Annotated in this window: 22 protein-coding genes; 17 read left to right on the top strand and 5 right to left on the bottom strand. The window is 68.6% G+C overall.

Annotated features, from left to right (window positions below; genetic code table 11):
- Positions 1-352 precede the first annotated feature (352 nt).
- On the bottom strand, positions 353-823 hold the full coding sequence (locus AC0IZS_RS09295; protein ID WP_471639490.1) for a BON domain-containing protein: 471 nt from the start codon (positions 821-823) through the stop codon (positions 353-355).
- Between the two features lie 115 nt (positions 824-938).
- On the opposite strand from AC0IZS_RS09295, the gene AC0IZS_RS09290 reads away from it, so the two are divergent.
- From AC0IZS_RS09290 to AC0IZS_RS09250, 9 genes are all read left to right on the top strand, one after another.
- Positions 939-1442 (top strand): DUF2199 domain-containing protein, encoded by a 504-nt coding sequence (locus tag AC0IZS_RS09290; protein WP_471635378.1) that lies wholly within the window; start codon positions 939-941, stop codon positions 1440-1442.
- A 76-nt stretch (positions 1443-1518) separates the two neighbouring features.
- A complete protein-coding gene (locus tag AC0IZS_RS09285; protein ID WP_471635377.1) occupies positions 1519-1929 on the top strand; it encodes a hypothetical protein in 411 nt (136 codons plus the stop codon).
- A 135-nt stretch (positions 1930-2064) separates the two neighbouring features.
- Positions 2065-3126: a ligase-associated DNA damage response exonuclease gene (locus AC0IZS_RS09280; RefSeq protein ID WP_471635376.1), complete on the top strand. Its 1062-nt coding sequence runs from the start codon at positions 2065-2067 to the stop codon at positions 3124-3126.
- Complete coding sequence (locus AC0IZS_RS09275) at positions 3123-4832, top strand: ATP-dependent DNA ligase (protein ID WP_471635375.1); 1710 nt, start codon at positions 3123-3125, stop codon at positions 4830-4832. Before AC0IZS_RS09280 ends, AC0IZS_RS09275 begins: the two co-directional genes overlap by 4 nt.
- Entirely contained in the window at positions 4829-7558 is a 2730-nt protein-coding gene (locus AC0IZS_RS09270) for a ligase-associated DNA damage response DEXH box helicase (RefSeq protein WP_471635374.1), read from the top strand. Before AC0IZS_RS09275 ends, AC0IZS_RS09270 begins: the two co-directional genes overlap by 4 nt.
- 18 nt (positions 7559-7576) lie before the next feature.
- Positions 7577-8311: a ligase-associated DNA damage response endonuclease PdeM gene (gene pdeM / locus AC0IZS_RS09265; RefSeq protein WP_471635373.1), complete on the top strand. Its 735-nt coding sequence runs from the start codon at positions 7577-7579 to the stop codon at positions 8309-8311.
- A 71-nt stretch (positions 8312-8382) separates the two neighbouring features.
- On the top strand, positions 8383-8871 hold the full coding sequence (locus AC0IZS_RS09260; RefSeq protein ID WP_471635372.1) for a hypothetical protein: 489 nt from the start codon (positions 8383-8385) through the stop codon (positions 8869-8871).
- A gap of 5 nt (positions 8872-8876) precedes the next feature.
- Positions 8877-9368: a tetratricopeptide repeat protein gene (locus tag AC0IZS_RS09255; RefSeq protein WP_471635371.1), complete on the top strand. Its 492-nt coding sequence runs from the start codon at positions 8877-8879 to the stop codon at positions 9366-9368.
- A gap of 284 nt (positions 9369-9652) precedes the next feature.
- Complete coding sequence (locus AC0IZS_RS09250) at positions 9653-11887, top strand: NADP-dependent isocitrate dehydrogenase (RefSeq protein ID WP_057200364.1); 2235 nt, start codon at positions 9653-9655, stop codon at positions 11885-11887.
- Positions 11888-11985: 98 nt separating this feature from the next.
- On the opposite strand, the gene AC0IZS_RS09245 is transcribed toward AC0IZS_RS09250, so the two are convergent.
- Positions 11986-13380 (bottom strand): hypothetical protein, encoded by a 1395-nt coding sequence (locus tag AC0IZS_RS09245; protein ID WP_471635370.1) that lies wholly within the window; start codon positions 13378-13380, stop codon positions 11986-11988.
- Positions 13381-13666: 286 nt separating this feature from the next.
- On the opposite strand from AC0IZS_RS09245, the gene AC0IZS_RS09240 reads away from it, so the two are divergent.
- The 5 genes from AC0IZS_RS09240 (at position 13667) to AC0IZS_RS09220 (ending at position 19014) form a co-directional block, all read left to right on the top strand.
- Positions 13667-14314: a TetR/AcrR family transcriptional regulator gene (locus tag AC0IZS_RS09240; RefSeq protein ID WP_471635369.1), complete on the top strand. Its 648-nt coding sequence runs from the start codon at positions 13667-13669 to the stop codon at positions 14312-14314.
- 311 nt (positions 14315-14625) lie between these two features.
- The gene (locus AC0IZS_RS09235; RefSeq protein ID WP_471635368.1) at positions 14626-15618 is read left to right on the top strand and encodes a tripartite tricarboxylate transporter substrate binding protein; all 993 of its coding nucleotides are present in this window, start codon (positions 14626-14628) and stop codon (positions 15616-15618) included.
- Positions 15619-15717: 99 nt separating this feature from the next.
- The gene (locus AC0IZS_RS09230; RefSeq protein WP_471635367.1) at positions 15718-16881 is read left to right on the top strand and encodes a Gfo/Idh/MocA family protein; all 1164 of its coding nucleotides are present in this window, start codon (positions 15718-15720) and stop codon (positions 16879-16881) included.
- A gap of 37 nt (positions 16882-16918) precedes the next feature.
- Positions 16919-18130 carry a dihydrodipicolinate synthase family protein gene (locus AC0IZS_RS09225; protein ID WP_471635366.1) on the top strand — a complete coding sequence of 404 codons (1212 nt, stop codon included), beginning with the start codon at positions 16919-16921 and terminating at the stop codon, positions 18128-18130.
- Positions 18131-18135: 5 nt separating this feature from the next.
- The gene (locus AC0IZS_RS09220) at positions 18136-19014 is read left to right on the top strand and encodes a sugar phosphate isomerase/epimerase family protein (RefSeq protein ID WP_471635365.1); all 879 of its coding nucleotides are present in this window, start codon (positions 18136-18138) and stop codon (positions 19012-19014) included.
- 31 nt (positions 19015-19045) lie between these two features.
- On the opposite strand, the gene AC0IZS_RS09215 is transcribed toward AC0IZS_RS09220, so the two are convergent.
- Positions 19046-20293, bottom strand: a complete 1248-nt coding sequence (locus AC0IZS_RS09215) for an MFS transporter (protein ID WP_471635364.1) — start codon at positions 20291-20293, stop codon at positions 19046-19048.
- A gap of 100 nt (positions 20294-20393) precedes the next feature.
- Here AC0IZS_RS09215 and AC0IZS_RS09210 point away from each other — a divergent pair, with 100 nt between their 5' ends.
- Both AC0IZS_RS09210 and AC0IZS_RS09205 read left to right on the top strand, forming a co-directional pair.
- Complete coding sequence (locus AC0IZS_RS09210) at positions 20394-21230, top strand: AraC family transcriptional regulator (protein WP_471635363.1); 837 nt, start codon at positions 20394-20396, stop codon at positions 21228-21230.
- Between the two features lie 145 nt (positions 21231-21375).
- Positions 21376-21969 (top strand): hypothetical protein, encoded by a 594-nt coding sequence (locus tag AC0IZS_RS09205; protein ID WP_471635362.1) that lies wholly within the window; start codon positions 21376-21378, stop codon positions 21967-21969.
- Between the two features lie 31 nt (positions 21970-22000).
- On the opposite strand, the gene AC0IZS_RS09200 is transcribed toward AC0IZS_RS09205, so the two are convergent.
- Positions 22001-22438: a hypothetical protein gene (locus AC0IZS_RS09200; RefSeq protein ID WP_471635361.1), complete on the bottom strand. Its 438-nt coding sequence runs from the start codon at positions 22436-22438 to the stop codon at positions 22001-22003.
- A gap of 15 nt (positions 22439-22453) precedes the next feature.
- Positions 22454-22861 carry a tautomerase family protein gene (locus AC0IZS_RS09195; protein WP_471635360.1) on the bottom strand — a complete coding sequence of 136 codons (408 nt, stop codon included), beginning with the start codon at positions 22859-22861 and terminating at the stop codon, positions 22454-22456.
- 138 nt (positions 22862-22999) lie between these two features.
- Here AC0IZS_RS09195 and AC0IZS_RS09190 point away from each other — a divergent pair, with 138 nt between their 5' ends.
- Positions 23000-23917 carry a LysR substrate-binding domain-containing protein gene (locus tag AC0IZS_RS09190; protein ID WP_471635359.1) on the top strand — a complete coding sequence of 306 codons (918 nt, stop codon included), beginning with the start codon at positions 23000-23002 and terminating at the stop codon, positions 23915-23917.
- Positions 23918-23929 lie beyond the last annotated feature (12 nt).

Genomic DNA, 23929 nt, shown 5'->3' with positions numbered 1-23929 from the left:
CTTGCCGGGATGGGATGCAAGGCGCGGTGCGCAGCCGATAGCCCGTGCTATCGGCAAGCGCCGCAACGCCGCAGACCGCCCGGCAAGGCACTTGCCCGAAGGGTTGGAGCGAAATCGGGCGATTGGACGCCCCAGTTGCTTGCATGGGCACAAGCCCATGCGGCGCATCCGAAGCATCCACTCATCCCGATTGCGCTCCAACGCGGCCCCGAAAAGATCGTAAACACGTTCTAGGAACCGGCAATATGCAGCAGGACGCGCGCGCGCAAAAGCCCCCGTCCGGGCGGTGTGGTTGGGCAGCGCAATTGCGCGTCAGGGCCGATTGCGCAAACACTGCAACTGGGGTATTTGTCTACCTGGCAAGAGGGTAGCGCGCTGCGCCCCGTTCGGTGCCTACCTGCAGCAGGTTGATCACGCCCATCACGTCGTCCACCAGCTCCACGGCCTTTTCCAGCGCCCGCGCCTGCTCGGCGGACTGCACGCAGCCCATCAACGTGACCAGGCGCCGCTCACCCAGCACCCACACGCTGGTATCGCCAAAGCGCCCGTCCTCGCGGAGATAGCGCTGCACGCGCGGAATGATCTCGGCGTCGTAGAGGTAGGAGTTGGGCAGCCGGCAACGTCCCACACGGTGGCAGCTGCCGCCGTGCTGCGAGCGCACATGGGCCAGTTCGCGCACCTCGGCCTCGGTGTAGAGCGGGCCCTCGGGCACGGGACAGGCCGCGATGGCCGAGGTCACCTGTGCGAAGGGGTCATTGAAGGCGTTGGTGCGGGCGACGGGCGCCTGCGGCACGGGGCTTTGCGCAAAAACGCCCGATACCATGGCAACGGCCAGTGCCAGGGTGCACTGCCGAACTCCATGGAATGTGAAAATGCCTTTCATCGGATGCCCTCCTTTCGGCACAGCCCCTGCTCCACCAACGAATGAACGCGTTCCCATGACCGGATTCCTTTGCGCAACCTGCGGCCAGACCCACGACAGCATACCGATGTGCCTGGGCGCCCCTGCACCGGAGCTGTGGTTCTCGGTACCCGAAGCAGAGCGTGAAGCGCGGGTGGCCCTGTCGTCGGACCAGTGCGTCATCGATGGGCAGCATTTTTTCATCCTCGGCCGGATCCTGCTGCCCGTCGTCGACGGAGACGATTCTTTCGTCTGGCTCGCATGGGTGTCCCTGAGCGAGGCGAATTTTGTGCGCAGCTGCGAGCTGTGGGAGAGCGAAGGTCGCGAGGCCGAGCCAGCCTGTTTCGGCTGGCTGCAAAGCGCCCTGCCCGGCTACGCGCCTGGCACGCTGAGCCTGAAGACTAACGTGCAGACCATGCCCCTGGGACAGCGCCCCCTCATCACGCTGGAACCTACGGACCACCCGCTGGCGGTGGAGCAACGGGAGGGCATCACCATGGCCCGTGTTCAGCAGATCGCGGAGGCTGCTTTCCATGGTTGATCCGAAGGGCCTCGACCCTCTGAGCTTGAGATATGCATCGGCAGACGTCCCCCATCCGGTTGGAGGACCAGAGTACATGGATATCGCCACCTTTCCCTTGTCATGGAGGTGGACGCAGGCTTCCCACGCCAAGCTTGCAGATGAAGTGCTGTCCACGCTGCGTCCGCTCCCGCCTGAAAGAGCAGCGTTGCTCTGCGCGGCAGCGCCCAAGCGCTTGGGGCCGGGCGCACTGCGACATCACGCAACGGAAGATGTGCAAATGACGCGAGAATGGCTGGCCAGCCGTCCCCAGCCGGCGGGGCGTGTGGTTGCCGTCTGGGACAAGGACACCGCCGTCTCACTGCCCTGGCCCGTGCTGGTCACTTACTGGAATGACTTCTGTTATCCCTCCAGCGACGACGTGGACGTCTTCACAGAGAGCGGGGACCTCCTGCTTCGATGGCACCACGACCAAGTGTTCGAGTATGGCCGCGAGGCTCTCAAGTAGCCCGTTTCAATCCATGTGCTTTGGCTCGCCCCGGATGTAGGACAGCGCAGCGACTTGCCCGCCCCCCAGCCGATGCGCGCCTTCCTGCGCTTAGGATGAAAAGCCCGGCCACCCTGCGGCCTTGCTTGTCCATCCATGCCCAGCGACCTCATCGTCCACCGCCCCGAAGGCCTGTACTGCCCGGCCGGCAATTTCTACATCGATCCCTGGCGGCCGGTGGAGCGGGCCGTGATCACGCATGCGCACTCGGACCATGCGCGCATGGGCTCGGCGCACTACCTGGCGCACCAGGACAGCGAGGGCACGCTGCGCAACCGGTTGGGGTCTGACATAGCCCTGCAGACGCTGGCCTATGGCGACACCATCGACCACCACGGCGTGCGCCTGTCGCTGCATCCGGCCGGGCATGTGCTGGGTTCGGCCCAAGTGCGGGTGGAGCATGGCGGCCAGGTGTGGGTGGCCTCGGGCGACTACAAGCTCGAAGACGATGGCACCTGCCCACCGTTCGAGCCGGTGCGCTGCCATACCTTCATCACCGAATCGACCTTTGGCCTGCCGATCTACCGCTGGCCTTCGCAGCCCGCGCTGTTCGCCGACATCAATGCCTGGTGGGCGGCGAATGCGGCGGCGGGCAAGGCCAGCGTGCTGTATGCCTACGCCTTCGGCAAGGCGCAGCGCCTGCTGCATGGGGTGGATGCCGGCATCGGCCCCATCGTCGTGCACGGCGCGGTGGACCCGCTCAATGCGGTGTACCGCGCGGCGGGCGTGGCGCTGCCGCCCACCCTGCGCGTGACGGACCCGGGCGTCACCAAGGCCGAGTTGCGCCGCGCGCTGGTGCTGGCACCGCCCTCGGCGGCGGGCACGCCTTGGCTCAAGCGCTTTGGCGAGCATTCCGACGCCTTTGCCAGCGGCTGGATGCTGGTGCGCGGTGCGCGCCGCCGCCGCGGCGTGGACCGGGGCTTCGTGATGAGCGACCACGCGGATTGGCCCAGCCTGCAGAAGGCCATAGCTGCCACGGGTGCCGAGCGCATCATCGTGACCCATGGCAGCACCGAGGTGATGGTGCGCTGGCTGTGCGAGCAGGGGCTGGATGCCCAGGTGTTCGCGACCGAGTACGGCGCCGACGACAACGAGGACGATGCGGGTGCTGCGCCGCCAGCGCAGGCCGATGCGCCGGCACCCGAGGCTGCTGCATGAAGGCCTTTGCCCAGCTGTTCCAGGCGCTCGATGCCACCACCGGGCAGTCGGCCAAGCTGGCGGCCCTGGTGGCCTACCTGCGCGTGGCGCCGCCGGCCGATGCGGCCTGGGCCACCTACTTCCTGGCGGGGGGCAAGCCGCGCCAGATGGTGCCCACCAAGCGCCTGAAGTCCCTGGCGCAGGAGGCGGCCGGCCTGCCCGAATGGCTGTTCGAAGAAAGCTACCAGGCCGTGGGCGACCTGGCTGAAACCTTGGCCCTGCTGCTGCCACCACCCGTGCAGCCGGTGGACCTGCCGCTGGCCGAATGGATGGCCCAGCTGCTGCCCCTGCGCGCCCTACCGCCCGAGGAGGCCGACGCCCGGCTGCGCACGCAGTGGGACATGCTGGCGCCGGAGCAGCGCTTCGTGTACTTCAAGCTCATCACCGGCAACTTCCGCGTGGGGGTGTCGCGCCTGCAGGTGACCCAAGCGCTGGCCACGGTGAGCGCGCTGGACCCCAAGCGCATCGCCCACCGGCTGATGGGCTACACGCAGATCGGCCGGCAGCCGCAGGCGGGCGACTACAGCGCGCTGGTGGCGCCCGTGGACGAAGCCGCAGAGGGCGAGGCTGGGGGTGCGGGCGATGCTGGCATGGCAGGCCAGCCCTACCCCTTCTTCCTGGCGCACCCGTTCAGCCAGCCGGTGGCCGAGATGCCCGCGCTGCTGGGCGCGCCAGCAGATTGGCTGGTGGAATGGAAGTGGGACGGCATCCGCGCGCAGATCGTGCGCCGCGCGGGCGAAGTCTGGGTCTGGTCGCGCGGCGAGGAGCTGGTGACCGACCGTTTCCCCGAGTTGGCCGAGGCGGCGATGGCGGCCCTGCCCGACGGCACGGTGGTCGATGGAGAGATCCTCGTATGGCTGCCCGGTGAGCCCCAGCCCCGCCCCTTTGCCGACCTGCAAAAACGCCTGGGCCGCAAGACCCTGGGCCCCAAGCTGCTGCGCGAGCTGCCGGTGGTGCTGGTGGCCTACGACCTGCTCGAACATGCGGGCCAGGACCTGCGCCAGCAACCCCAGCAGGCACGCCGCGCTCTGCTGGAGGCCACGCTGCTGCCCGACCCGGCTGCGATCGCTCCCGCCGCGCAATCGGGCCTGCGCCTGAGCACGCTGCTGCAGGGCGCCGATTGGCCGGATCTCGCGCGCCAGCGCGAGGCCGCGCGTGGCATGGGCACCGAGGGCTTCATGCTCAAGCACCGCCAGGCGCACTACGGCGTGGGCCGCACCAAAGACGTGGGCGTGTGGTGGAAGTGGAAGATCGACCCGATGAGCGTGGACGCCGTGCTGATCTACGCCCAGCGCGGACACGGCCGCCGCGCCAGCCTGTACAGCGACTACACCTTTGCCGTGTGGAACGGCCCGCCCGAAGACCCCGAGCGCCAGCTGGTGCCCTTCGCCAAGGCCTATTCGGGCCTGACGGACGTGGAGATCGGCCAGGTGGACGCCATCATCCGCAAGACCACGCGCGAGAGCTTCGGGCCCGTGCGCAGCGTGGATGCGAGCATGGTCTTCGAACTCGGCTTCGAGGGCATCGGCAAGAGTCCGCGCCACAAGAGCGGCATCGCCGTGCGCTTTCCGCGCATGCTGCGCTGGCGCCAGGACAAGACGGTGGCCGAGGCCGATACCTTGCAGACGCTGATGGCGCTTTTGCCCGGGCAGGACGCACCGGCATGAGCACAGGAGCCAAGGCCCCGCCCCGGCGACCACGGAAGCCGCTGCCCACGGTGGCCGCCAGTGCGGCGGCAGGCTGGATGGCCGCGAGCGGCTGGCAACCCTTCGGCTTCCAGCAGGAGGTGTGGCGCGCCATGGGCGAAGGCCGCTCGGGCCTGCTGCACGCCACCACCGGTGCGGGCAAGACCTATGCCGTGTGGCTGGGCGCGCTGCAGCACCTGGCGCTGGCAGGCGCGCCCGTGGCACCCGTTGCAGAGGCCAGTGCGCGCACGGCCCTGCGCACACGCCGCGCGGCAGCGCCACCGCTCACGGTGCTGTGGATCACCCCCATGCGAGCCCTGGCGGCCGACACGCTGCGTGCACTGGTGGCGCCCCTGCCCGACCTGGCGCCGGACTGGACCAGCGGCCTGCGCACCGGCGACACGGCCAGCGGTGAGCGCGCCGCGCAGGACCGCCGCCTGCCCACGCTGCTGGTGACCACGCCCGAAAGCGTGTCGCTGCTGCTGGCACGCGCCGATGCGCACGAGCGCCTGCGCCACGTACGGCTGGTAGTGGTGGACGAATGGCACGAGCTGGTGGGCAACAAGCGCGGCGTACAGGCGCAGCTGGCGCTGGCGCGCCTGTCAGGCTGGAACCCGGCGCTGCAGGTCTGGGGCATGTCGGCCACGCTGGGCAACCTGCAGGAGGCGCTGGACACGCTGCTGCCCCGCCCGGTGCCGGGCGCCCCCGCCGCACCGCCCGCCGTGCTGGTGCAGGGCCGCATCGACAAGGCCCTGCGGGTGGACGTGATGCTGCCAGCCAAGGTGGACCGCTTTGCCTGGGCCGGCCACATGGGCCTGGCGCTGCTGCCACAGGTGGTGGAATCCATCGAGGCCTGTGCATCCTCACTGGTGTTCACCAACACCCGCTCGCAGGCCGAGCGCTGGTACCAGGCGCTGCTGGAGGCGCGGCCCGACTGGGCCGGCACCATCGCGCTGCACCATGGATCGCTGGGCCAGGAGGTGCGCGCCTGGGTGGAGAACGGGCTCAAGGCCGGCCTGCTCAAGGCGGTGGTCTGCACGTCGAGCCTGGACCTGGGCGTGGACTTTCTGCCCGTGGAGCAGGTGCTGCAGGTCGGCTCCGCCAAGGGCGTGGGACGGCTGGTGCAGCGCGCGGGCCGATCCGGGCACGCGCCGGGGCGCACGTCGAGCATCACCCTGGTGCCCACGCACAGCCTGGAGCTGGTGGAGGCGGCCGCCGCGCGCCATGCGCTGGCGCTGGGCCGCATCGAAGACCGGCACACACCGCGCGCGCCACTCGACGTGCTGGTGCAGCACCTGGTCACCGTGGCGCTGGGCGGCGGCTTCGTGCCCGAGGCGCTGCTGGCAGAGGTGCGCCGCGCCCCGGCCTATGCCGCGCTGGCCGACAACGACTGGCAGTGGGCGCTGCAGTTCGTGCGCCAGGGCGGCGCCTCGCTGGCCACCTACCCCGACTTCCAGCGCGCCGCGCCCGATGAGGAAGGCATCTGGCGCGTGCCCGATGCGCGGCTGGCGCGCCGCCACCGCAGCAACATCGGCACCATCGTGAGCGATGCCAGCATGCAGGTGCAGTTCGTGAGTGGCGGGCGCCTGGGTTCGGTGGAAGAGAGCTTCATCGCCCGGCTGCGCAAGGGCGACGTGTTCATGTTCGCCGGCCGCCTGCTGGAGCTGGTGCGCACGCAGCAGATGACGGCCTACGTGCGCATCGCCCCCAAAGGCAGCGCCGCGCTGCCGCGCTGGAACGGCGGGCGCATGCCGCTGTCGAACACGCTGGCCGACGCCATGCTGGAGATGCTGGAGCAGGCCGAGCGCGGCGTATACGCATCGCCCGAGATGCAGTGTGCCCGGCCCCTGCTGGCCGTGCAGGATGCCTGGTCGGCCCTGCCCACGCCCGGCCGCCTGGTGGCCGAAACCCTGCACACCCGCGAGGGCTGGCACCTGTACCTGTACCCGCTGGCGGGCCGCCTGGTGCATCTGGGCCTGGCCGGCCTGCTGGCCTGGCGCGCATCGCAGCAGGTGGCCAACACCTTCTCCATCGCCGTCAACGACTACGGGCTGGAGCTGTTGTCGGCCAAGCCCATCGACTGGGCCACGCTGCTGCCCCACATCCTGGGCGAGGGCACGCCCACCGCCCTGGGCGGCGGGCTCGAAGAGGAGGTGCTGGCCAGCCTCAACGCCACTGAGATGGCGCGCCGGCGCTTTCGCGAGATCGCGCGCATCGCCGGCCTCATCTTCCAGAGCCACCCGGGCGAGCAGCGCAGCAGCCGCCAGTTGCAGGCATCGTCGTCGCTGTACTACGACGTGTTCGCCCAGTACGACCCCGACAACCTGTTGCTGGCCCAGGCCCGCGCCGAGCTGCTGGCGAACGAGCTGGACATGGACCGCCTGGCCCGCACTCTGCAGGGAATGCAGGCGCAGACCCTGTCCATCCATGCGCTCACGCGCCCCACCCCGTTCGCCCTGCCCTTGATGGTGGAGCGCTTTCGCGAGCGCCTGAGCACCGAGACCCTGGCCGACCGCCTGGCGCGCATGGTGCAGGCGCTGGAGAAGGCCGCCGACGACACCACCGGCACCCACCTCGCCGACAATCCCGTGGACCCGGCCGACATGGCCTGGGATGTGCCCGACGGCGCCACCGCGCCACCCCGGCGCGCGCGCCGAGGCGATGCGGGAGACACGCCCCGCCGACCGCGAAGGCGCCACGGATTCTGAGCACGACGACGACCGACCTTGCCCGTGAACGCAGACCCTTCTTTCGCCCCTTCACCCACTGCCCCGCCCGCAGGCGCCCTGGCCATCACCCTGCCCGGCGGCACCACCCTGTGGCTGCTGCCCCAGCGCGCCGTGTGGTGGCCCGCCGCGCGCACGGCCTTCGTGGCCGATGTGCATTTCGGCAAGGCCGCCACCTTCCGCCGCGCGGGCCAGCCCGTGCCGCACGGCACCACGGCCGACAACCTGGCCCGGCTCGATGCGGTGCTGGCGGTGACGGGGGCGCAGCACCTGGTCTTCCTCGGCGATTTCCTGCACGCGCGCAGCGGCGCGGCCGATGCCCTGTGGAGCCAGTTGCTGCCCTGGCGCGAGCGCCACGTCGGCATTCGCATGACGTTGGTGCGTGGCAACCACGACCTGCATGCGGGCGACCCGCCGGCCGCCCTGGGCATCACCCTGGTCGATGAGCCCTGGCAACCGTTGGAGGGGGCCGAGGTGCGGGCCTGCCACCATCCCCTGGCCGTTGCCGGCAGCACCGTGCTCGCGGGCCATCTGCACCCCACGGTGACCCTGTACGGCCTGGCGCGCGATGCCGCGCGCCTGCCTTGCTTCGCCTTCACGCCGGGGCTGCTGGTGCTGCCCGCGTTCGGGGCGTTCACCGGGACGTCGAGCCAATCGATGGCGCCGCAGGCGCGGCGTTTTGCGGTGGTGGGGGATCGGGTGGTGGCTGTTCCTCAGAGTGCAGACCCTGGCTGACACATGCTCACTCGTCGAACCTGTGTTCGCCATGGGGTCAGCTACCATGGCCGTACGCCTGTTCAGCACCTATGGCAATAGAACACCTCTTCAACGCCGAAACCGGCTACCTCGATTTCAATGGCTACCTGCGCTACCTGGATTCGATCCAGGCACGCCTGTCTGCCCATGTGTTTGCTTTCGCAGCCGATCCCGCGCACTACGATCTGCAGTCCCGCAGTTCGCTACACGATGCGTGGCTGCAGTCACTGACCGTTGGCGAAACCGCGCAGGGTGATCGACAGGAGATCCGGCGCGCGGAAATCCGGCTGTGCCTTCTGGGGCCGTACCACGATCGGCACATTTACCTGCATTACACAGGAGTGGAGGCATATGCTTTCCAAAGTCCTGCGCGGCACAGCGAGCCGCGTTACCTGCACACGGCCCATGGAGACCTCCTGACCCACGCGGTATGGGTGAATACCTCAGACATGCTCGTGCACGACATCGTGTTCGAGCGCGGCACGACGTTGCGGATCGAATGCACGGACATCCGGCATGTGCAGGAACTTATGGAGTAGCGGCCATGCACGTTCTAGAAGAGCAGGCCCACCAGGCATGGGATGCGGGCGATCTGCCTCGCGCATTCCAATTGTTCCGGTCCTGCGTCGACCAGGGGGTCAAAGGCGCCATGCTGAGTCTGGGCTATTTTTACGACGAAGGGCTCGGCACGCCCTCCAGCAAGTACCAGGCACGCATCTGGTACCGCAAGGCCCGGCAAGCAGGTGATTTCGTGGCTGCCAACAACCTGGCCATCCTGTTCCAGGAACGGCATTTCCACCGTAGCGCTTTCCATTGGTTCCGCAATGCTGCGCTCGATGGCGACGGCGATGCCTGGGTCAAGTTGGCGAAGTGCCACCTGCAGGGCCAAGGAACGCCCCGCTCCCCAACCCTGGGCAGGGATTGCCTCAGGCGGGCCATCCGCTCCCGTTTCATCACACCTGCGGGGCGAGAGGAGGCGCAGTCCCTGCTGCGCACACAGGGCGTTCTGCAGAGCCTGAGCTACCGGCGACCCTGAGGTGACTCAGGCCCGGAGCCCGCTTATTGGCTTGCTCGTTGGCCCTTGTGTTGATGAGGCTTTTCAGATTTTCCGCCGCCCCATTTCCGTCCGAAACGGCTTTCGCTATAGGCAACGCCTTAAAAAACTTCGCCTACCCAACGGTAAATTTTGCATAGTGGAATTCAATTGCAAAAATGGGGGTCCGGGAAAGCAGCAAAAGACGAGAATGCGAGAGCATTCGCGTTTGGCCCCCGCCGTACCCCAGCGGAAGGCATTTACACACCCGTTTCGTGAGACAAGCCATGACGACCCAGCAACCGACCATCATCTACACCCTGACCGACGAGGCACCTCGCCTGGCCACGGCTTCCTTCCTGCCCATCATCCGCACGTTCGCCGCACCGGCCGGCATCAACGTGGCGGAGTCCGACATCTCCGTGGCCGCCCGCGTGCTGGGTGAGTTCCCCGAGTTCCTGAAGGAAGAGCAACGCGCTCCGAACACCCTGGCCGAGCTGGGCAAGAAGACGCTGCAGCCCGACGCCAACATCATCAAGCTGCCCAACATCAGCGCTTCGGTGTCGCAGCTCAAGGCGGCCATCGCCGAACTGCAGGGCAAGGGCTACGCACTGCCCGACTACCCGGACCAGCCCAAGGACGACAAGGAAAAAGAGATCAAGGCGCGCTACGGCAAGTGCATCGGCTCTGCTGTGAACCCCGTGCTGCGCGAAGGCAACTCCGACCGCCGCGCGCCCGCCGCCGTGAAGAACTACGCGCGCAAGAACCCCCATTCGATGGGTGAATGGAGCCAGGCATCGCGCAGCCACGTCTCGCACATGCACCATGGCGACTTCTACCACGGCGAAAAGTCCATGACGCTGGACCGTGCCCGTGAAGTGAAGATGGAATTGATCACCAAGAGCGGCAAGGCCATTGTCTTGAAGCCCAAGGTCGCGCTGCTCGACCGCGAGGTGATCGACAGCATGTTCATGAGCAAGAAGGCGCTGCTGGAGTTCTACGAGAAGGAAATCGAAGACGCGCGCAAGACCGGCGTGATGTTCTCGCTGCACGTGAAGGCCACGATGATGAAGGTGTCCCACCCCATCGTGTTCGGCCACTGCGTGCGCATCTTCTACAAGGACGCGTTCGCCAAGCACGCCAAGACGTTCGACGAGCTGGGCGTGAACGTGAACAACGGCATGGTCGACCTGTACGCCAAGATCGAGACGCTGCCCCAAAGCCAGCGCGACGAGATCAAGCGCGACCTGCACGCCTGCCACGAGAACCGCCCCGAGCTGGCCATGGTCGACTCGGCCAAGGGCATTACCAACTTCCACTCGCCCAACGACATCATCGTGGACGCGTCCATGCCCGCGATGATCCGCAACAGCGGCAAGATGTGGGACGCCAACGGCCGCCTCAAGGACGTGAAGGCCGTGATGCCCGAGTCGACCTTCGCCCGCATCTACCAGGAGATCATCAACTTCTGCAAATGGCACGGCGCGTTCGACCCCAAGACCATGGGCACGGTGCCCAACGTGGGCCTGATGGCCCAGCAGGCCGAAGAGTACGGCTCGCACGACAAGACGTTCGAGATCGCCGAAGACGGCGTGGCCAACATCACCGACCTGGCGACCGGCGAAGTGCTGCTGTCCCAGAACGTGGAAGCCGGCGATATCTGGCGCATGTGCCAGGTCAAGGACGCCGCGATCCGCGACTGGGTCAAGCTGGCCGTCACGCGCGCCCGCAACTCCGGCATGCCCGTGGTGTTCTGGCTCGACTCGTACCGCCCGCACGAGGCGCAGCTGATCACCAAGGTCAAGATGTACCTGCACGAGCACAACACCACCGGCCTCGATATCCAGATCATGAGCCAGGTGCGTGCCATGCGCTACACGCTGGAACGCGTGATCCGCGGCCAGGACACCATCAGCGCCACCGGCAACATCCTGCGCGACTACCTGACCGACCTGTTCCCCATCATGGAACTGGGCACCTCGGCCAAGATGCTGTCCGTCGTGCCCCTGATGGCCGGCGGCGGCATGTACGAAACGGGTGCCGGCGGCTCCGCGCCCAAGCACGTGCAGCAGTTGGTGGAAGAAAACCACCTGCGCTGGGATTCGCTGGGCGAGTTCCTGGCGCTGGCCGTGTCGTTCGAGGACATGGGGCTGAAGACCGGCAACGCCAAGGCCAAGGTCCTGGCCAAGACGCTGGACGCCGCCACGGGCAAGCTGCTGGACAACAACAAGAACCCCTCGCCCAAGACCGGCCAGCTGGACAACCGCGGCAGCCAGTTCTACTTGGCCCTGTACTGGGCCCAGGAATTGGCCGCGCAGACGGACGACAAGGAACTGGCAGCGCACTTCGCGCCGCTGGCCCAGGAACTGACCGCCAAGGAAGACACCATCGTGGCCGAACTGGCCGCCGTGCAGGGCCAGCCCGCCGACATCGGTGGCTACTTCCTGCCCGACGTCGCCAAGCTGGACGCCGTGATGCGCCCCAGCGAGACGCTGAACAAGGCACTCAAGGCCTTTGCCTGATCCTTTCGCTGCGGAGCCCCACACTCCCATAGCCAAGGGCCCCGATCGGGGCCCTTTTTCTTGGCCGATTGCGCCGCGAGCAAGCTGCCGGGTGCAGGCTACGGCCGCTCGCGGTCCACCACGCGGCTGTTCAGGGGCTTGGGCACATAGGCGGGCAGGAAGGCGCAGCCCTTGCCGAATGAGGCCTCATAGGCCGGGCACTGCTGGGCTATGCCCTCGGGCGTGGGCTTCACGCCCTCGTCCACCCAGCGCAGCAGCGCGGTCATCAGCGTGGGGTAGGTCGGGTCGCTCAGGTAGCTGTGCGTGTTGTGCTGGGTGAAAGTCTGCACCAGGCGCGCGCCGCTGCCAGCCCGCTCCATGGTGCCCTTGAAGTAGGCGTCGAGCTCGACGAAGGCGGTCGGGTCGTCCACGCCCTTGACGGTGAGCACCGGCACGGCAATGCGGCCCGTAGGGTCGGTGTCCTGCGCGAAGCGCGCCAGGGCCTGTGGATCGGCCTGGTAGCGCAGCACGGCGGCATTGAGCGCCGCATCGTCGGGCGAGCCGGTGTAGCGGGCACCGGTGTTGCCGAAGGGGCTGGCGTCGCCCGTGCGCAGATGCACCACGTCGCGGAAGTGGAAGGTGCCCCAGTTCAGGTGGCTCTGGATCGAGCTGGCAGGGATGCGGAGCACGTCGACGATGGTCTTGACCTTGCGCTGTTGCTCGGGCGTGCGCTCGGCGGCCGGCTTGTTCAAGCCCAGGCACTCGTTGGCGCGGGCCGTGAGCTCGGTGGCGCTCATCTTCGCATCGGCCGGCAGGCCGATGTTCAGCGGGTACTGCGGCTCGCCGGGCAGCGGGTGGTTCTTGCACAGGTGCTGGTAGACCACGCGCAGGTCGGTGCGGAAGTCGTACGAGCGGCTGCCGCCTGCCAGCAGGCCGCTGGTGAGCAGCACGGCGTCGTAGGGCTTGCCGGCGCCGTTGCCGAACATGTCGGCCCCCATGGCCGCCACGCCGGCGCCCCAGGACTGGCCGTGCAGGATGGTGCGGCGCGGCTGGGCCACCTGGGCCACGAAGATGCGGCGCAGCCGCTCGGTGTCCTCGGCCGCGGCGCGCACGGCCACACCGCCCTGGCGGAAGGTGCTGCCCGCCCAGGCGTAGCCGGCGCGGACCATGATGGACCAACGCTCCAGGTCTTCCACCGCGCGCTCGGCCTTGGGTGCGCCCAGCGTGGGGCCGCCGTGCGAATGCATCACCAGCACCTGGTTCCAGGCGGTGGGCATGGCGATGAGGTAGTAGGCGCCGGCAGAGTCCTGGCCCGACAGGCAGCGGGCGATGGCCGCGATGTCCTTGGGGCAGGCGGTGGCGACCGGGGCCGCCTCCTTGCTGGCAGGCAAAGTGCCCACACTGGCGGCCGGCGGCGGCGCCATCGGGGCGCAAGCGGCCAGCAAGCCGGCCGCCAGGCCCAGCAGGGGCAGGCGCAACGCCATGGGCGCGCAAAGGGTGCGAAGGGGGTGCATGGGCGATTCGTCTCCGGCGTGTGTTGTGCGGTTTTCGGGGGAGGCAGGGCGGGCAATGGGCCGTGGTGCATCGTAGAAAGCCCCAGGGCCCGCGTCAAATAGCCCGCACAGGGCAGCTGCATACGCTGCGCATATGGACTGCGCGAGCCAGAGGCCTGGCCGCGCGCTCGCTATAGTCCCCCGTTCCCGCGAACAGCCTTCGCCGCACCGTGCGTCGCCGCCACACAACCTGCCCCTGGTTGCTGCAGGACTGGATTTTGTTAACCATTTAGTGAATTATTTAGGCATGAGCAAAGACACCGAGACCACTTCGAAGGAGCGCCAGCGGGACGCCGACCGTTCCCAAGGCGAGATCCTGGTCGCGGCGCGCGGCGAATTCGCCGATCACGGCCTGGGTGGTGCCCGCATGGACCGCATCGCCGAGCGCGCCGGCCTGAACAAGCGGCTGATCTACTACTACTTCGAGGACAAGGAAAAGCTCTTCCAGGCCGTGCTGGAGCAGGCCTACCGGCACATCCGCGAGGAGGAGCGCAAGCTCAACCTGGTGGAGCTGGAGCCCGCCACCGCGATCCGCCGGCTGGTGGAATTCACCTGGGTCTATTACCTGGAGAACCCGCAGTTCCTGACCCTGCTCAACAGCGCCAACCTGCACAGGGCACGCCACCTGCAGGAGTCGCAGCGCGCGCGCGAGATGAATTCGCCGCTGATCGCCATGCTGGGCGAGGTGCTGGAGCGCGGCCGGCGCGAGGGCAGCTTTCGCGGCGGCGTGGACCCGCTGCAGCTGTACGTCTCGATCGCCGGGCTGTCGTACTTCTACCTGTCGAACAACCACACGCTCTCGGCCATCTTCGGGCGCGACCTGATGGCGCCCAAGGCCCGCAACGAGCGGCTGACGCACATGTGCGATGTGATCCTGGGCTACGTGCTGAAGTAAAGCACCCCCTGAGTCGCTTCGCGCCTTCACCCCTCTCTCGACCCGCTGCGCGGGTCCGGAGGGGGACGCCCCCAGCGCACGCAAGCGAAGCGCCGCCTGCGCGGCTTGGCGGCCCTTGCGCGGGGCACTGGCTGAGGTCGCGCCCGTTGCGCATGCCGTTGACGATTCACGCCCTCCTGCATTCCGGGTAAACCCCTAGCTCCGTTGAACGCGTCTGCGTTGACGCAGGCGCAGCAATGCCTAAAAATCTGCTCTATTCACCATTCAGTGAATTAGAGAGCAAGTCCAAGCCTGCCAACGGAGACAAATCCATGCCCTTCATCTGCACCACCCGCCGCGCTGCCGCCACTGCCCTGGCGGCAGCCACGCTCACGTCGCTGTCTTTCAGCGCTTTCGCGCAGGGCGGCTACCCCACCAAGCCCATCCGCGTGATCGTGCCCTTCGCGGCGGGCAGCACCACCGACATCATTGCGCGCGCCATCGCCGACAAAATGGGTCAGAGCATGGGCCAGTCGCTGGTGGTGGACAACCGCGGTGGCGCCAGCGGCACCATCGGCCAGCAGGCCGTGGCCACGGCGGCGCCCGACGGGTACACGGTGATGATCCACTCCTCCTCGCACACCGTGAGCCCCTCGACCTTTGCCAAACTGCCGTTCGACACCACAGGCGACTTCGCGGGCGTAACGCCGATCTCCTCGCTGCCCAATGCGCTGGTGATCTCGCCCGCCAAGGGCATCAAGACGCTGCAGGACCTGGTGGCTTCGGCCAAGGCCAAGCCCGGCACGGTCAACTTCGCCTCGGCCGGCCAGGGCAGCGCCACGCACCTGAACGCCGAGAAGTTCAAGCTGGCCGCGAAGATCGACGCCACCAACATCCCCTTCAAGGGCTCTGCCGAGGCCGTGACCGAGGTGCTGTCGGGCCGCGTGGACTACTACTTCTCGCCCATCGCGCCCGTCATCGGCCAGATCAAGGACGGCCAGTTGCTGGCGCTGGCCGTGGGCTCGCCCAAGCGCGCGGCCGCCCTGCCCGACGTGCCCACCACGGCCGAGGCCGGCGTGCCCGGCTCGGAGTTCAACTTCTGGATCGGGATGATGGCGCCGGCCAAGACGCCGCGCGACATCGTGAATCGCCTGCACGACGAGGTGGTCAAGGCCCTGGCCACGCCCGAGGTGAAGGAGCGCTTCCTCAAGCTCGGTGCCGACGCCTGGACGCTCAAGCCCGAGCAGTTCGACGCCTACATCAAGGACGAGATCAAGAGCAACGCCACCCTGGTCAAGGCCGCGGGCCTCCAGCCCACCCAGTAATCCCCTGCGCACCGCACAGCCAGCCCCTGCCAAGGGGGTGGTCTGGCCGCGCCTTTGCCCACCTATTGCAACCTTTGAACTGAAAACGGACCGACCACCATGGCAACCCAACGACTCGGACTCATCATGCACGGCGTTACCGGCCGCATGGGCATGAACCAGCATTTGATCCGCTCCATCTGCGCCATCCGCGCGCAGGGCGGCGTCGTGCTTTCCAACGGCAACCGCGTGATGCCCGACCCCATCCTGATCGGCCGCAACGCCGAAAAGATGGAGGCGCTGGCCAAGGCGCATGGCATTGCACGCTGGGGCACGGACCTTGACGCCGCGCTGGCCAACCCCGAGGACACGGTGTTCTTCGACGCCGGCACCACGCAGATGCGCCCCACCCTGCTAGCCAAGGCGATCCGCGCGGGCAAGCATGTGTACTGCGAGAAGCCCATCGCCACCAACCTCAACGAGGCGGTGGAGATCGCGCGCCTGGCCTCGGGCTCGGGCCTCAAGCACGGCGCGGTGCAGGACAAGCTGTTCCTGCCCGGCCTGCGCAAGCTCGATATGCTGCGCCGCGCGGGCTTCTTCGGCCGCATGCTCAGCGTGCGCCTGGAGTTCGGCTACTGGGTGTTCGAAGGCGACCTGCAGCCCATCCAGCGCCCGAGCTGGAACTACCGCAGCGAAGATGGCGGCGGCATGATCCTGGACATGATGTGCCACTGGCGCTACGTGCTCGACAACCTGTTCGGCGAGGTCAAATCGGTCTCGTGCATCGGCGCCACGCACATCCCGCAGCGCTGGGACGAAGCCGGTCAACCGTACCAGGCCACCGCCGACGACGCAGCCTACGCCACCTGCGAGCTCACGGGCCACAACGGCGAGCCGGTGATCGCGCAGCTCAACATGAGCTGGGCCACGCGCGTGCGGCGCGACGACCTGGTCACCTTCCACGTGGACGGCACCGACGGCTCGGCCGTCGCCGGCCTGTCGAGCTGCCGCGCGCAGAGCCGCGTGGCCACGCCGCGCCCGGTGTGGAACCCCGACGAGAAGCAGACCATGAACTTCTTCGACCAGTGGCAGGACATCCCCGATTCGCAGGTCTACGACAACGGCTTCAAGATCCAGTGGGAGCACTTCATCCGCCACGTGGTGGAAGACGCACCCTACAAGTGGACCCTGCCCGAAGGCGCCAAGGGCGTGCAGCTGGTGGAGGCGGCCCTGGAGAGCTGGAAGGAGCGCCGCTGGGTGGACGTCGCCCCACTCAAGGCCTGAGCACCTGATCCATTTCACCCCACCTCCCGAGTTCACCATGGCCCTTCGCCTTTCCCTGCCCACGGCCGATGGCCGCATCACCCCCTACACCCTGCAAGGCCGCACGCCGGTCGTGCCGCAGCAGGGTGCGGTGTTCAACCGCATCGCCTACTCGGCCGCCCATGTGGTGGCGAATCCGCTGGCCGCCATCGACCCGTGGCTGCAGTGCGCCGTGGACTGGGACGCGACCATCGCCTACCGCCAGCGCCTGTGGTCGCTGGGCCTGGGCGTGGCCGAGGCCATGGACACCGCGCAGCGCGGCATGGGGCTGGACTGGCCCACCTCGCTGGAGCTGATCCGCCGCTCGCTCGACGCGGCGCGCGACTTCGGGCCGGGCGCGCTCGTGGCTTCGGGCTGCGGCACGGACCACCTGGTGCTGGACGAGGTGAGGTCGGTGGACGACGTGATCCGCGGCTACGAGGAGCAGATGGAGGCCATCGAAAAGCTCGGTGGCAAGCTCATCGTGATGGCCAGCCGCGCGCTGGCCCGCGTGGCGCAAAGCCCCGCCGACTACGAGCGCGTGTACGACCGCATCCTGTCGCAGGCGCGCCAGCCCGTGGTGCTGCACTGGCTGGGCGACATGTTCGACCCGGCGCTGGCCGGCTACTGGGGCTCGCGCGATGTGGATGCGGCCATGGACACGGCGCTGGCCGTGATCGCCGCCCACCCGGACAAGGTCGACGGCATCAAGATCTCGCTGCTCGACAAGGACAAGGAAATCGCCATGCGCCGCCGCCTGCCCGCCACAGGCGGCACCGACGGCCAGGGCGTGCGCATGTACACGGGCGACGACTTCAACTACGCCGAGCTCATCGCGGGCGATGGCGCAGGCAGCACGCCGCGCCAGGGCCAGAGCGACGCGCTGCTGGGCATCTTCGACGCCATCGCCCCGGCCGCGAGTGCCGCACTGGCGGCCTTGGCCGCGGGCGACACGGCGCGCTTTCACGCCATCCTGGGGCCCACGGTGCCGCTGTCGCGCCACATCTTCGCGGCACCCACGCGCTTTTACAAGACGGGCGTGGTCTTCATGGCCTGGCTCAACGGGCACCAGAGCCACTTCACCATGGTGGGCGGGCAGCAGAGCACACGCTCGCTGGTGCATTTCGCCGAACTGCTGCGCCTGGCCGACCAGGCCGACCTGCTGGAGCAGCCCGAACTGGCCGTGCAGCGCATGGGCCATCTGCTGGCATTGCACGGCGTGAGCGCCTGACCGCCATGCGTGACTTCTCGCAAGACCACCGCTGGCTGTCGATCAACACCGCCACCGTGCGCAAGCAGCAGGGGGGTGAGGTGCCGCTTTCGCGCATCATCGACCAGTGCGCAGAGCGCGGCATCCGTGCCATCAGCCCCTGGCGCGACCAGGTGGCCGCAGCCGGCCTGGAGGCCACCGCGCGCCAGCTGCGCGCCCATGGCATGGCGCTGTCGGGCTATTGCCGCGGCGGCTTCTTCCCGTCGGCCGATGCCGCTGGCCTGCGCGCTGCGCTCGACGACAACCGCCGCGCCATCGACGAAGCCAAGACGCTCGATGCCGCCTGCCTGGTGCTGGTGGTGGGCGCCCTGCCCGGCGCGCTGGACGGCACGCCGCACTACACCGACCTCGCCCGCGCACGCGGCGAGGTGTTCGATGGCATCGCCGCATCGCTTGACTACGCGCGCCAGGTGGGCATGCCCTTGGCCATCGAGCCGCTGCACCCCATGCAGGCGGCCGACCGCGCCTGCATCAACACGCTGGAGCAGGCGCTGGACATCTGCGATGCGCTCGATGCGCAAAAGACGGGTTCGCTGGGCGTGGCCCTGGATGTGTACCACGTGTGGTGGGACCCCAAGCTCGCGCAGCAGATCGCGCGCGCCGGCCGGGAGCGCCTGCTGGCCTTCCACGTCTGCGACTGGCGCCTGCCCACGCGCGACCTGCTCAGCGACCGCGCCATGATGGGCGACGGCGTGATCGAACTCCAAAAGATCCGCCAGTGGGTCGAGGCCGCAGGCTTTGCGGGCTATGCCGAGGTGGAGATCTTCTCGGCGCTGGACTGGTGGCAGCGCACGGGCGAGGACACACTGGACACCTGCATCGCGCGCCACCGCACGGTGGTCTGACGCGCAACAGCCGCCACCGGTCACCCCGGCGTCAGGCGGCCACGGGTGCCAGGGTGCGCCGCACGCGGCGCACATTGAAGGCGCTGGCGATCAGCACACCCTGCACCACGGCCAGGCCGAGCAGCACGGCCGTAAAGCGCCCCTGGTCGAGCAGCACGCCGAACAGCAGCGGCGACACGGCCTGGCCGATGTCCAGCCCCGAGTACACAATGCCGTAGACCCGGCCCGTGGAGCCCTCGGGCGTGGAGCGCTTGACCAGCAGGTCGCGCGAGGGACCGGCGATGCCGGCGCAAAAGCCCATCACGCCGAACATCACGGGCACCAGCGCGCCGGGCGGGTGCGCCAGGGCCAGGGCCACCGCCACGCAGGCGGCCAGGCCAAAGCCCACGCCCACGATGCGCTCGCAGCGGCTCGGGTCGGCCGCGAGGAAGCCGCCCAGCACCATGCCGCCCGCGCTGGCCACCATGTAGACCGTGAGGCACATGGCCGCCAGCGCCACGGGCACGGCGTGCAGCTGGCGCGCGGCTTCGGGGGCGAAGGCCTGCACCACGTTGAGCGAGACGGCGTAGAAGAAGAAGAACGCAAAGCACATCCACACGGCGGGGATGCGCAGGAAGGCGAAGTTGCCTTGCGCTGGCACGCCGGTGGCGCCGACCTTGGCAGCTGGTGGCAGGGCCGGCAGTTCGAGGTGGCGGCGGTTGAACAGCAGCACCAGCAACACGGCAAACGCCAGCACGCCGGCGCAGACCAGCGCCACGCGCCACGAGAACGCGATCGCCAGCGGCACCAGCATGGCCGGCGCCAGCGCCCAGCCAAGGCTGCCGGTGATGCCGTGCACGCTGTAGGCATGGCCCAGGCGCGGCGCGCTCACGCGCCGGTTGAGCAGCGTGTAGTCCACCGGGTGGAACACACCGTTGCCGATGCCCGCGAGCACCGAGAACGCGGCCAGCATGGCGTAGCTGGTGCTGGCCGCAAAGCCGAACGCGGCCAGGCCCAGCAGCGCCAGGCCGCCGAACAGGATGGGGCGCGGACCGAAGCGGTCGACCACGAAACCCGAGCCCGCCTGCACGGCGCACGAGACCACGAAGAAGATGGTCATGAGGAAACCGAGCTCGGTGTAACCGACCTGGAAGGCGTCCTTGAGCCACGGGAACAGCGGCGCCAGCAGGAGCTGGCTGTAGTGGCTGATGAGGTGGGCGATGCCCACGAGGCCGATCACCCCGGCGTCGGCACGCAAGGGGACGGCAGCAACGGGGCTGGTGGGGTTGGCAGATGTCATGGCGGCATCGTAGTATTGCGCCTGGATTTCTGGAATGCGACGGAAAGACAGCTTTCGGCGAATTTGCGCCAACAGCGCATACAAAAGCATGGAGCCCCCGATGGCACGCACCAGCCAGGTCGCCCCGCTCGGGGACATGGACCCGTTTGCCCCCAACCCCGCGCACCCGGTGCGGGTGCGTGCGCGCCACATGCCGGCCGACACACATTTCGAGCCGCACCGCCACGCCTGGGGACAGCTGGCCTACTGCGCCAGCGGCGTGATCCAGGTGAGCGTGGTGGCCCCGGTCGCACCGACTGCCTACATCGTGCCGCCCTCGCGCGCGGTGTGGATCGCCCCCGGCGCGCTGCATGCCATCGCGGTGCTGGAGGCGGCGGCCTTCCGCACGCTGTACATCGACCCCAGCGTGGTGCCCGCCGACGGTGCCGTCTGCCGCGTGATGGCCGTGACGCCACTGCTGCGCGAGCTGGTGTCGGCGCTGGACCCCGTGGGCGGCACGCCACCCGGCCCCGCGCGCGAGGCGGCCCTGACCGCGCTGGTGCTGGGCGAAATCGGCGACGCCGAAAGCCTGGCCCTGGGCGTGCCCCTGCCCGGGCCCGACAGCGACAAGCGCCTGCGCGCCCTGTGCAACGCCGTGCTGGAGGCGCCCGGCCGCCACGCCACGCTGCACGATTGGGCCACCGACAGCGGTGCCAGCGAACGCACCCTGACCCGGCTGTTCCACGCGCAGTTCGGCATGGGCTTTGCACAATGGCGCAAGCAGGCGGTGCTGGCCCATGCCCTGCCCCGCCTGGCGCGCGGTGAATCGGTGGGCCAGGTGGCCGCCTCCAGCGGCTATGCGAGCGAAAGCGCGTTTTCCGCCATGTTCAAGGCGGCCATGGGGCAGCCGCCGAGCTGGTTCATCGGCAGGAACGATGCCCGTGTGCCTGCAGCGTGAGCCCGCCAGCCACCGTGCGCCGCCATGCGCGCGGACGACCGCCAGGGGGTTTTCGGGAACCGCCCGGACAGCGGGTCGCATCCCGCCAGCCGGATGCGGCGATACTGGGAACCTGCAACACAAGGTTTCGGGGGAGAGGGAAAGCATGGTTCGACAGCTGTTCATTGCCACCGCCTGTCTGGCGCTGGCGGCCCCGGTCTGGGCCATCAACAAGTGCACAGGGCCGGATGGCAAGGTGTCCTTCCAGGACGCGCCTTGCGCGGGCAGCGGCAAGGGCGAGAAGGTCGAGGTGCGGCTGTCGAGCAGCGGCATAGGTACTGCCGCGCCCGCCCCTGGCGCCGCAGCCCCTGCCGCCAGCCCGGCATCGGGTGCATCCGCCGCAGCGCCCGCAGCCGGTGCCGCATCCGCCCCTGCCACACCGGCTGCTGCCACGCCACCGGCCCCCCGCAAGGAAGGCGCCTTTGGTGAAACCTGGCGCCGCAAGACCGACCTGGAGCAGCGCCTGGTCCGCGAAGCGCGCGGCGCACTCCAGGCCCACCAGCAGCGCTGCGCGGCCGAGCAGCGCGACCGGGCTGCCCGCCGTACCCAGGCACGCACCAACGCCGCCGTGGCGACCTCCGAGCAGGCCATCACGTCCGAAATGCAGGCCGCGGCCGCCGCCTGCGAGCTGCGCTCGCGTGAGCTGCAGGCCAACGTGGATGCGCTGGAGAAGGAACTCCGGGAGCTGAGCAAGAAGTAGGTTCGGCGCACTGGCCAGCGCCACTGCCTGCCTATCGCTTGGCAGCCAGCCCCTCGGGCCAGAAAGCCGCCCGGATGTCCGGCGCACAGTACGGCACGGCGATCACCGCACCCCACAGGGCACTTCCCAACGCAAAGGATCCGTTGGCAAGGCCCGACTGCACCGTGGGCCCACCGAACACCAGCAGGACACACATCGCCAGGCCCGACCACAGCGCGAAGCCAGGCGCCCAGGGGCGAAACCGCAGCAGGCCGTAGATGCTGGCCAGCGTGGCGACCACGGCCGCCAGCATGCCGGATACCAGCGCCGGCGTGATGGCCGGCTCCTGGTCTTCCTCCAGGTAGCTCTGGAAAGCGTCCTTCAAGCCCTGGGGCACCAGTTCAGGCAGCAGAAGCCGCTCGGCGACCTCGGCCAGTATGGGAAGCGCCACGGAAGCGAAGACCAGCCAGCGGTAGTTTGTCGTGTTCAAAAAATCCCTTTGTGTTCACCCCGGCGCCCCCACCTGCTGCACCAGCGCCATGGCAAAGCGCCCGTGGCCCACCGACCAATCGGAATAGTCGTTCTCGTGCATGAAGATGAACACGTCGGCCGGTGCCACGTGCGCCATCTCCTGCAAGTTGCGCGCGATCGCAGCATACAGGGCCCGCTTCATCGCATCGCTGCGCCCTCGCCGCAGAGTGATCTCGACGACGACCACGGCGTCCGACCGGGCCACGCCGTTGAAGCTGCGGCTGAAGGCGAACTGCCCCGGCGCATAGCCGGTGACCATGTTGAACAGTTCGTCCTCGGGCATGCCGATGCCCTCGACCAGCGCCTGGTGGATGGCCTGGACGATGGCCTCGCGCTCGGTGGCGGGGGTGGCTTCGGGCAGATGGGTGTGAATGAAGGGCATGCTGTATGTTCCTGACAGTCAAAATGGGTCCGTAGCACGGTGGGATCGTGCGCTGGAGGAACCCAAATTCTTGCGGTTGACGCCCTGGTAGAAAAGCGATTTATGCTCTGGCCCTATGTGCATCTGAATCACATAGCCATGAAACACCGCCTGCCCCCGCTCGCTGCCCTGCGCGCCTTCGAAGCCGCTGCCCGCCTGGGCCGCATGACGGCCGCGGCCGATGAGCTCTCGGTGTCGCCCGGTGCCATCAGCCGCCAGGTGCGCCAGCTCGAAGACCACCTGGGCCTGGCGCTGTTCGACGGGACCAAGGCCCGGCCCACGCTGACGGCCGCGGCGCGCACGCTGCAGCCGGTGCTGACCCACGCCTTCCAGCAGATCGAGGACACGGTGCGCGCCCTGGGCGACGCCCACCACGGCCCGCTCGACGTGGCCTGCTTCAGCACCTTCACCGTCAAGTGGCTGATCCCGCGGCTGTTCGACTTCCATGCGCAGCACCCGGGCATCGAGGTGCGGCTGCGCACCACCGACACGGGCACCGATGCGGCGCGCGAGGGCTGCGACCTGCTCATCACCGCCGAGGACGCGGGCACGCCACGCGATGGCGCCACCACCCTGCCCCTGTTCGCCGAGCGCCTGGGGCCGGTGCTGTCACCGGCGCTGGCCGCGCGCACCGGTGCGCTGCGCACGGCTGTCGACCTGGCGAGCCAGCCCCTTTTGCACACGCGCTCGCGGCGCAATGCCTGGGCAATGTGGGCCACATCGGCGGGCTCGGCGCTGCCCGCCGCGGCCACCGCCCAGGGCCCGGTGTACGAGCACTACTACTTCACGCTGGAGGCGGCCGTGCGCGGCCTGGGCATCGCCGTGGCGCCCTGGCACCTGGTGATGGACGACGTGCAGGCTGGCCGGCTGGTGGCGCCGCTGGGTTTCGCCGCGTCGGGCTACGACTACCTGGCGCTGCGGCGCAGCGGGGCCGCGCACCCGCGGCTCGATGTGTTCTGCGCCTGGCTGGTGGCGCAGGCGCGCGCGATGGAACCGCCCTTCACCATGCAGGCTTGAGGGCGACGCCGG

Source organism: Acidovorax sp. AC410 (assembly GCF_979253235.1).
The sequence above is the reverse complement of the archived record's forward strand: the minus strand, read 5'-3'. Positions and strand labels throughout refer to the sequence as shown.